Origin of the sequence: Frankia gtarii (assembly GCF_025403375.1) — a bacterium.
GTDB classification, from domain to species: Bacteria; Actinomycetota; Actinomycetes; order Frankiales; family Frankiaceae; genus Frankia; species Frankia gtarii.
Window position 1 is genome coordinate 1 of the sequence record NZ_JAMPTM010000268.1, and the last position, 9,037, is coordinate 9,037.

The window sequence follows — 9,037 nt, forward strand, 5'->3', positions numbered from 1 at the left end:
CGGCGGGGTAGGCGGGGTCAGCTCACCGGGGCCAGCAGGTTGACCGGCTTGTCGTTGAGCCCGTCGCGGACGCTCGTCCACTTGCCGCCGGTGTACTGGTCGACGCCGATCTGGTGACCGCAGACGGCGACGAACGGCGCCTGGCCACACTTGAGCGGGCCGACCTGGAGCATCGCCGGACCGGTGAAGCCGCGCAGCGCGCGGTCGACGACGTCGAAGGACGTCGCCTTGTCCACGCCGAGCTGATTGACAATCTTGGCGGCGGTCATCACGGTGCCGAACGTCGGCCCGCTGAAGCCGCGCAGCTCGACGGGGGCGCTGCCCAGCGGCTTGGCGTACTTCGACGCCGCGTACTGGTAGGTCTTCATCCCGGAGTCGACGTCGGGCAGGTCGAAGTTGTAACCGTAGTTGGCGTAGTACCAGCCGTCGGGCACGGTGTCGGCGGCTCCGACGCTCTTGAGGTGCGCACGCACGGGCACGTCGGCGCACTGGTCGGTCGTGATCACCTTGGGCTTGATGCCGAGCGAGCGGATCGCGTCGTACATGCTGATGCAGCTGCTCGGCGGGAAGGCGGTGATCAGCGCGTCGGCGCTGCCCGCTCCGCTGGCCTGTAGCGCCGTGGTCAGGTCCGGGGTGGTGGCCTGCAGGCTGATGAACACCGGCCGGAACTTCACCTTGGCGGCGTCCAGGATCGGCTTCACGAGCTGCTGGGCGGCGGCGCGGCCGGCGGGGGTGTCCGGGACGATGCCGGCCACCGTGCGGGCCTTGAGCTCCTCCACGGCGAAGCGTGCCATGCCCATCAGCACCCCGGGCGAGCCGGCGGTGTAGGCGACGCCGCGGGTCGTCACGAAGTCCTCGCTGGCCAGGGCGTTGCCGATGAGGATCGCCTTGCGCCCGCCCACGGCGTCGTAGAACTCCTTGTTGCCGACACTGAGGCCGCCCACGATCACCAGGGACAGCGACGCGTCGTTGGCCATCTGAGCGCCGCAGCGGGCGGCGTCCTCCGGCACGTTGACCGAGCAGGAGACCAGCTGGATCGGCCGGCCGCCGACGCCGCCGAGCTCGGCGTCGACGTAGGCCACCGCGGCCCGCGCGCCCTGCGTCGCGGACGGCAGGAAGGTGTCCTGACTGACGAATCCGATCTTGTACGGCGTGCCCTTCGCCGCGCCGGCCGTGCCACCGGTGTAGCGCAGCGCCCAGGCATTGTTGTCGCTGTTGGCGACGGGCGCGGAGCTCACCTCCCCGGTGCCGGCACCGCCGGCACCGTTCGCGGTGCCCCCGGACGAACCCGACGACGAACACGCCGCGGCTAAGAGCAGGGAACTGAGCGCTAACGCCCCCGCCACAGATCGACCTCTCACCGGTACCGCCTCCCACCTGCGCCAGCCCCCAGTGGCCGACGAGTGGGAGCACCGTACGACCCCACAATAATTTAGTCCACCGGTCGATCGAATTAATCGACGACCCTGCCGGCAACCCTGACCAACGGCCCGCTCGACGGCCCGCCCGACAGTCCGCTCGACGGCCAGCCGGCCCCTCCGACCCGGCCCGAATTTATTCGACCCGTCAGTTGACTGTAATCTGCGTCTCACCTATCGTCCCGTGCAGGTAGTGCGCACCGTCCCGACTGGGCGCGTTCCCGGTCCCGCGTGAGGGGTACATCGTGGATCTCATCGACGAACTCGACCTCAAGGTCATCGACTGCGACACCCACGTCGTGGAGCACTACGACCTGTGGACGTCCCGGGTCCCGTCGAAGTACGGCGACCGCGTGCCCCACGTCGAACGCGACGCGAACGGCATCGAGTGGTGGATCGCCGGCGGCAAGGTGCTCAGCCCGGCCGCCGGTCTCGCCATCGCCGGCTGGAAGGAGCCGCCGCCGAAGTTCCCCGCCCAGCTCGACATGGTCGACCCGCGCATCTGGCAGCCCGAGGGCCGCCTGGAGATCATGGACGAGTACGGCATCCACGCCGAGGTTCTCTACCCGAACGTCGCCGGCTTCGGCGCCGGGCGCTACACCGACTTCGGCGACATGGAGCTGGCGCTGCTGCTCTTACAGGCGTACAACGACTGGCTGGCGGACTTCCGCCGGGTCTCGGAGCGCTATGTCCCGGTCATGGCGGTGCCGTTCTGGGACATCGACCTGTCGATCGCGGAGATGAAGCGCTGCGCGGAACTCGGGCACAAGGGCCTGGTGTTCTCCCAGGCGCCCGAGGACTTCGGCTCCCCCATGCTCACCGACCCGCACTGGGACCGGCTGTGGGCCGCGGCCCAGGAGATGGGCCTGTCGGTCAACTTCCACATCGGCAGCGGGGACACCACGATGCCGCAGCTGCTGCATCCCTCGGCCGGCGTCCACGCCAACTACGCCACCTTCCCGATGACGTTCTTCCTCGGCAACGCCCGCACGGTGGGCAGCCTCATCGGCGCGGGCGTGTGCCACCGCTTCCCCGACCTGAAGTTCGTCTCGGTGGAAAGCGGCGTCGGCTGGGTGCCGTTCACCCTGCAGGCGCTGGACTGGATGTGGACCGAGTGCGGCGTCGCCAAGGAGCACCCCGAGTACGACCTGCTGCCCAGCGAGTACTTCCGCCGCCAGATCTACGCCTGCTTCTGGTTCGAGCACGGCCCCACGCTGCGCGCGGCGATCGACTACGTCGGCGCCGACAACATCCTGTACGAGACCGACTTCCCGCACCCGACGAGCATGTCCCCGGGGCCGGTGAGCTCGGCGCTGCCGCCCCGGCAGTTCATCAACGACAAGCTCGGCGACCTCCCGCACGACGTGCTGCGCAAGATCCTGCAGGACAACGCCATGAAGCTCTACGACCTGGCCTGAGCCGCCCCGCCCGGCCGGAGCCCCATGGCCCGGCCGGTGCCGCCGGCCACCGGCCCTGACAAGGCCCGGGCACCGTTGGGTGCCCGGGCCTTGTGTCGTCTCCCGGCTGCTGGTGCAGTGCCTCAGAAGTCCCTTTCCCGTCCTGCTATCACGTTCCGTGATATCCGGCGGTGTAGCTGAGGCGGGCATCGAAGGAACAGGTTGCCCCGTTCCCAGGCACAACCCCGCCTCGCGGGGCGGTGTGGCGTCCGGCGGCGAGGCGGATGCCGTCTGGCATCACACTCCGTCACCGAATACCGGAAGGGGACTCCCGAGGCGTTGCCCTAGCGGCTTCGCCCGCTCGACGGGCGCGGTCGCGCCGGCGTCGTCACCTGGACGACTCGGTCCAGGGTGCGGACCACGAGGGCGAGCGCGGACTCGGGATCGTCCACGGTGACCGCGGTCGCGGTCGCGGTCACGGCGTTCCCGTCACCTCGAAGCTGGAACGGATCGCGCCGGGACTCCGCGACGAGATCGGCCTCGACCTCGACGAGATCGATGGTGGGCGGGTCGCCGTCGAGCACGCCCCGGTCCCAGACGACCGTGACGATGCTGCCGTTGCGCACCCCCCGCACCTCGAACGACTCCGTTGCGGGCCCCACCTCGGCCCGCAGCCCACCGTCGGTCATCGTTGCTCTCCATCCGTCCGTGGCCGTCCAGGCGGTTCAGCCAGCCCGGGCTTTCTCTCCGGCCGAACCGGCCGCTCCGGTCGGGGGGCCGCCGCCGGCCGCGGCCCGACGGGACGCCGGTCGGGCGGCAGCAGGCGACGGTCGAGTTCCGTGCCCAGGTCGGCGAAGAGGCGTTCCAGCAGGGCGCGCTCGGCAGGCGCGGTGACACCCTCGGCGGCCCGCCACACCAGGCAGGCCATCTTCACCGAGCCCAGCACCTCCCACCACCGCAGGGCGGCGAGGTCCGGCTCCCAGCCGGCGGCGGCGCCGTAGAGCTCCGGCCAGCGCGCCAGGTCCACCAGGCCGCCGACCCGGCCGGTGCCGACCCGCCAGCAGACGAGCTGCGCCCAGGCAAGGTCCTCCAGCGGGTCCCCGACATGGGCCATCTCCCAGTCCAGCACCGTGCGCAGCCCGCTGGGGCCGCCGTCGCCGTGACCGTGCAGGATGTTGCCGGTCCGGTAGTCGCCGTGGAGCAGGGTGACTCGCGTGGGTGGCGGCGGGGGGTTCGCGGCGAGCCATGCCAGCGCGCGGTCCAGCACAGCCGTCTGCGCCTGGGGGGTCGCGCGCAGCTCGCCGCTCCACCGGGCCAGCTCCCGGCCGGCGACCCGCGCCGGGTCCGGGCGGCCGCCGAGGATGTCCGCCGGCACGTCGGCGCCGTGGATCGCCGCCAGCGTCGCGGCGAACCAGGCGGCGAGTTCCGCGCGGTGCTCCACGTACCAGGGGTCGCGGTGCAGCGGGCCGATCGCGGCCGTGCCGCTGCACCGCTCCATCACCAGGTACGGGCGGCCGAGTTCCCCGCCGGGTCCCCCCTGGGCGCCGTCGCCGCTGGCCACCGCGTCGGGCACCGGCAGGCCCGCGGCGTGCAGGGTGTGCAGCAGGGCAGCCTCCGCGGGCCGGCCGAGGGTCTGCCCGCCCGCGCCGACGACGCCGGCGGCCGAGTCGGCGCACAGGATCAGCGGATGCACGGCGCCGTCCCGGGTCACCGCGTCGAACGACCACATCTCGCGGGAGTAGCCGCCCTTGAGCCGGTGCAGGTCGACGATGCCGGCCTCGGCGAGGGCAGCGTCGGGAGGCGCGGAGGCGGCCTCGGTGAGGGCGGGGGCATGTCCCGCGGCCAGCAGCGCGCGCAGCACGCCCGTGTCGACCCCGTGGGTGACGGCGGTCATCAGGAGATCACACCGGCGATCTTGAGGTTGATGAGCTCCTCCTCGGAGCGGCCGAGCGCCAGGACGACCTCGTCGGTGTGCTCCCCGAGGGTGGGCGCCGGGGTCAGTGTGGGCAGGTCGCCGTCGACACGGGCGGGCACCGGAACCAGCGGCAGGCGCGCGCCGCTCGGGTAGTCGACCTGCTGGACGTAGCCGTTGGCCAGCGCCTGCGGGTCGGTCAGGGTGTCACCGGGGACGGCGACCGGCGCCCACTGGCCCTCCTGGCTGTCGAGGGCCTTGACCAGCTCGTCGTAGGTCATGGCGGTGAAGATGGCATCGAGGGCCGCGACGCACGCCTCGGCGTGCTCGGTGCGCAGGGCCAGGGTGGTGAACCGCTCGTCGGCGGCCAACTCCGGGTGACCGAGCACCGCGCACAGGCCGGCCCAGTAGCGGTCGGCCTGTAACATCCCGAGCACGAAGAAGTGACCGTCGGCCGTCCGGTACAGGTTCGTCAGCGGGTTCGGCGGGCGGCGCCGGGCGAGCTGGGCGATGTTGTCCGCGCCGATCGCCGCGGCGCCGGCGATGGAGGCCTGCATCGCCCACAGCCCGGCGCCGAACAGCGACACGTCGACCACGCTGCCCTGGCCGGTCCGCTCCCGCTGGTAGAGCGCCCCGGCGATGCCGCCGGCCAGGAACATCCCGCTCTGGATGTCGCCGTAGGCGGGGCCGGGCAGCAGGATCGGGAAGTCGTAGCCCGGCGGGACCGACGCGGTGCTGGCGCCCGACCGGCTCCAGTAGGAGATGCCGTCGAACCCGCCCTTGTCCGCGTCGGGACCGTCGGGCCCCTGGCCGGTGCCGCGGCCGTAGATGATGCGCGGGTTGCGCGCCCGGACCTGGTCGACGTCGATGCCGAGTCGTTCCCGGGCCGAGGGCATGAAGCTGGTGATGAACACGTCCGCCTCGTCGATGAGGCACATCAGCAGTTCCAGGCCGTCGGGGGTGGCGATGTCGATGCCGACGCCCCGCTTGCCGCGGTTGAACACCTCCCACAGCGTCGTGACGCCGCCGTCGCCGGGGCCGAAGCCGTAGGACGACAGCGCCCGGACCGGGTCGCCGGTCTCGGGATGCTCGATCTTGACGACGTCCGCGCCCCAGTCGGCGAGCGCGGCGCCGGCCGACGGCACGAAGCCGAACAGCGCCACTTCCACGACCTTGATGCCCTCGAGGATCCTGCCCATCGTCTGCCTCCACACCTACTGATCGCCGTTGCGGCGCTGTCGTCCGGCTCTGATCTGCGCGTCAGGACCTGCTCGGCGCGGTCAGATCCGCTCGATGATGGTCGCGGTGCCCATGCCGCCGCCGGTGCACATCGTGACGAGCGCGGTCGACAGATCGCGGCGTTCCAGCTCGTCGAGGGCGGTCTGCAGGAGCATGCCGCCGGTCGCGCCGATCGGATGGCCGAGCGCGATCGCCCCGCCGTTGACGTTGACCTTCTCGGGATCGAGCTCGAGGTCGCGCATCGTCTTCAGCGGGACCGCGGCGAACGCCTCGTTGATCTCCCACAGGTCGATGTCGTCCACCGTCATCCCGGCTCGCGCCAGGCAGCGGCGCGAGGCCGGGCCGGGCGCGGTCAGCATGATGACCGGCTCCGCGCCGACGACCGCGCTCATCACCACCCGGGCCCGCGGGCGCAGGCCGTGCGCGCGGGCGAACTCGGGCGAGGCGATCGCGAGCACGGCCGCGCCGTCCACGATGCCCGACGAGTTGCCGGCGTGGTGGACGTAGTCGACCTCCTTGACGTCCGGGTAGACGTCGCGGACCATCTCGCCGAAGGCCCGGTCGTACCCGTAGTCGGTGAACACCGCGCGTCCGAGGGCCGCGAACGACGGGGCCAGCTTCGCCAGCGACTCCGGCGTGGTGCCGGGCCGGGGATGCTCGTCGTGGTCGAGGGCAACGGAGCCGTCGGCGTTGACGATGGGCACCACGCTGCGGGCGAAGTGGCCCTGCTCGATCGCGGCGGCGGCGCGCTGCTGGCTGCGCGCGGCGAACGCGTCGACGTCGTCGCGGGTGAACCCCTCGATCGTCGCGATCAGGTCGGCGGACACCCCCTGGGGGACCTGCGGGAACCTGGCCCGCACCGCCGGGTTGCCGGCCGAGAAGTCCATCGGCCCCTGTTCGGCGGGCCAGCGCGACATCACGTCCACGCCGCCGGCGAACACGAGCCCCTGGTGGCCGGACGCCACGCCCGTCGCCGCGAAGGTGACGGCCTGCTGACCGGACCCGCACCACCGGTTCAGCGTCACGCCCGACACCGTCTGCGGCCAGCCGGCCGCGAGCACCGCCATCCGGGCGACGTCGCCGCCGTGGTCGCCGACGGCGTTGCCGTTGCCCATCACCACGTCGTCGACGAGCTCCGGGTCGACGCCGACGCGGTCGGCGAGCGTGCGCAGGAGCTGGCCGAGCAGCTCCTGCGGATGCACGTGATGCAGTGAGCCGGTGGGCCGGCCCTTGCCGCGGGGTGACCGCACGCCGTCGACAATCCAGGCTTCACTCATCGTGATCCTTCCACGTCATCCAGGTCGGCTTCCGGACCGTCGGGGCGGGCGCCTGCTCCGGTGTGAGCGTCGGCGTCGATGACGGCTTCGGTGTCAGGGGCGGTCTCGGCGCCGGTCTCGGCACCGGCGCCGAAGTAGGTCGATTCGAGGGCGGCGGCGCGCCCGGCGATCTCCGCGGTGGTGCCGCTGGCGACCAGATCCCCGTGGACCAGCACGGCGGCCCGGTCGGCGACCTCGAGGGCAAGGTGGACGTGCTGCTCGACGAGCAGCACCCCGGCGCCGGTGTCGTCGACGATGCGACGCAGCACCGGCAGCAGGCGTTCGACGATGACGGGGGCGAGACCGAGGCTCATCTCGTCCACCATCAGCAGGCGTGGCTTCGAAGTCAGCGCCCTGGCCATGGCCAGCATCTGTTGCTCGCCGCCGGAGAGCAGCCCCGCCCGCCGGCCCAGCAGCGGCTCCAGTGCCGGGAAGTACGACAGCGCCTGGTCGAGGTCGCCCCGGCTGCGCGCGGCGGCGAGCCGGAGGTTCTCGGCCACCGTGAGCTGGTAGAACAGCGAGCGGTCCTCCAGCACGTGGGCGAGCCCCTCGCGGGGTGCCCGGTGCGCCGGGCGGCCCCGGATCGAGCGGCCGAAGACCCGGATGTCGCCCTTCATCACCGGGTTGAGGCCCGAGGTGGTCAGCAGCGTCGTGGTCTTGCCCGCCCCGTTCGGGCCCAGCAGGGCCACGATCTCCCCGGCGTGCACGGTCAGGTTCAGGTCGCGGACCATCGCGACGCCGGCGTAGCCGGAGTACAGGCCGTCGATCTCCAGCAGCGCGCTCATGTCCCCGCCTTCGTGCCGAGGTAGGCGGCCCGGACCTTCTCGTCCGCGACGACCTCCGCCGGCGTGCCGTGGGCGATCCTCGTCCCGAACTCGATGACGTAGAGCTCGTCGCACACCCCCATCACCAGCCCCATGTCGTGGTCGACGAGCAGGATCGACACGCCGGCCTCGACGATGCGGCGCAGCCGGCGGCCGAACTGCTCCGACTCGGTGGTGTCCAGGCCCGCGGCCGGCTCGTCCATGCAGATCAGCGCGGGACGGGCGGCGAGGGTGCGCCCGGCGCCGACCAGCTTGCGCTGGCCGTGGCTGATCTCGGTGGGCAGCCGGTCGGCGAGGTGGGCGATGCCAAGGACGTCCAGCGCCCAGTCCACGTCGGACTGGTCGCGGCGGCGGCCGGGACGGACCAGGTCGAGCAGGAACCCGCCGACCGTCTGCCGCTCGGCGCCGACCTGGAGGTTCTCCCGGACGGTGAGGTCCTCGAACAGTTCCAGCGACTGCCAGGTACGGCCGAGGCCCAGGCGGGCCCGGCGGTGGGCCGGCTCGCGGTCGACGCGCTTGCCGCGGAAGTAGATCGCACCCTGGGTCCGGGTGAAGCCGGAGATGCCGTCGATGAAGCTCGTCTTCCCGGCGCCGTTGGGGCCGATGAGCCCCACCAGCCGGCCCTCGTCGACCCGCAGGTCCAGGCCGTTGACGGCGTGCAGGCCGCCGTAGACGACGCTCATCGACTCGGTGCGCAACAGCTCGGTCATCGGGCCTCCCCCGCCACCGCGGGCGTCGCCGCGGCGGATCCACTCACGTGCGAGCCGGCAGCGGACCCGGACGCGGCCGGGGTGGACGCGGCAACCGGGGTGGACGACGCAGCAGTCGGGGTCGATGCGGCGGACGGGACAGTCGCGGTGGGCTCGGCGGTCGGGGTCGCCGCGCCCGCCGAGGTCGCCGTGTCCGCCAGGGTGGGCGCGTCCGCCAGGGT

Annotated in this window: 8 protein-coding genes; 1 reads left to right on the forward strand and 7 read right to left on the reverse strand. The window is 72.4% G+C overall.

Going from position 1 to position 9,037, the window contains the following annotated elements:
* Positions 1-17: 17 nt before the first annotated feature.
* Positions 18-1,346: an ABC transporter substrate-binding protein gene (locus NBZ83_RS26440; protein WP_261567516.1), complete on the reverse strand. Its 1,329-nt coding sequence runs from the start codon at positions 1,344-1,346 to the stop codon at positions 18-20.
* A gap of 317 nt (positions 1,347-1,663) precedes the next feature.
* Between NBZ83_RS26440 and NBZ83_RS26445 the strand changes: the two genes are divergently transcribed.
* Positions 1,664-2,836, forward strand: a complete 1,173-nt coding sequence (locus NBZ83_RS26445) for an amidohydrolase family protein (protein WP_261567517.1) — start codon at positions 1,664-1,666, stop codon at positions 2,834-2,836.
* Between the two features lie 323 nt (positions 2,837-3,159).
* On the opposite strand, the gene NBZ83_RS26450 is transcribed toward NBZ83_RS26445, so the two are convergent.
* The 6 genes from NBZ83_RS26450 to NBZ83_RS26475 form a co-directional block, all read right to left on the reverse strand.
* Positions 3,160-3,504, reverse strand: coding sequence for a hypothetical protein (locus NBZ83_RS26450; RefSeq protein ID WP_261567518.1), 345 nt, complete (start codon positions 3,502-3,504; stop codon positions 3,160-3,162).
* Complete coding sequence (locus tag NBZ83_RS26455; protein ID WP_261576004.1) at positions 3,501-4,709, reverse strand: phosphotransferase family protein; 1,209 nt, start codon at positions 4,707-4,709, stop codon at positions 3,501-3,503. The genes NBZ83_RS26450 and NBZ83_RS26455 overlap by 4 nt, the downstream gene beginning before the upstream one ends.
* On the reverse strand, positions 4,709-5,926 hold the full coding sequence (locus NBZ83_RS26460; protein ID WP_261576005.1) for a CaiB/BaiF CoA transferase family protein: 1,218 nt from the start codon (positions 5,924-5,926) through the stop codon (positions 4,709-4,711). Before NBZ83_RS26460 ends, NBZ83_RS26455 begins: the two co-directional genes overlap by 1 nt.
* An 81-nt stretch (positions 5,927-6,007) precedes the next feature.
* Entirely contained in the window at positions 6,008-7,243 is a 1,236-nt protein-coding gene (locus NBZ83_RS26465) for an acetyl-CoA C-acetyltransferase (RefSeq protein ID WP_261567521.1), read from the reverse strand.
* Complete coding sequence (locus tag NBZ83_RS26470; RefSeq protein WP_368861912.1) at positions 7,240-8,067, reverse strand: ABC transporter ATP-binding protein; 828 nt, start codon at positions 8,065-8,067, stop codon at positions 7,240-7,242. The genes NBZ83_RS26465 and NBZ83_RS26470 overlap by 4 nt, the downstream gene beginning before the upstream one ends.
* Positions 8,064-8,816 (reverse strand): ABC transporter ATP-binding protein, encoded by a 753-nt coding sequence (locus tag NBZ83_RS26475; protein WP_261567523.1) that lies wholly within the window; start codon positions 8,814-8,816, stop codon positions 8,064-8,066. The genes NBZ83_RS26470 and NBZ83_RS26475 overlap by 4 nt, the downstream gene beginning before the upstream one ends.
* Between the last annotated feature and the right edge of the window lie 221 nt (positions 8,817-9,037).

Bases quoted from the DNA above. Each gene is read 5' to 3' on its own strand.
- NBZ83_RS26450 (WP_261567518.1), bottom strand. From the start codon at position 3,504: ATGACCGACGGTGGGCTGCGGGCCGAGGTGGGGCCCGCAACGGAGTCG.
- NBZ83_RS26455 (WP_261576004.1), bottom strand. From the start codon at position 4,709: ATGACCGCCGTCACCCACGGGGTCGACACGGGCGTGCTGCGCGCGCTG.
- NBZ83_RS26460 (WP_261576005.1), bottom strand. From the start codon at position 5,926: ATGGGCAGGATCCTCGAGGGCATCAAGGTCGTGGAAGTGGCGCTGTTC.
- NBZ83_RS26465 (WP_261567521.1), bottom strand. From the start codon at position 7,243: ATGAGTGAAGCCTGGATTGTCGACGGCGTGCGGTCACCCCGCGGCAAG.
- NBZ83_RS26470 (WP_368861912.1), bottom strand. From the start codon at position 8,067: ATGAGCGCGCTGCTGGAGATCGACGGCCTGTACTCCGGCTACGCCGGC.
- NBZ83_RS26475 (WP_261567523.1), bottom strand. From the start codon at position 8,816: ATGACCGAGCTGTTGCGCACCGAGTCGATGAGCGTCGTCTACGGCGGC.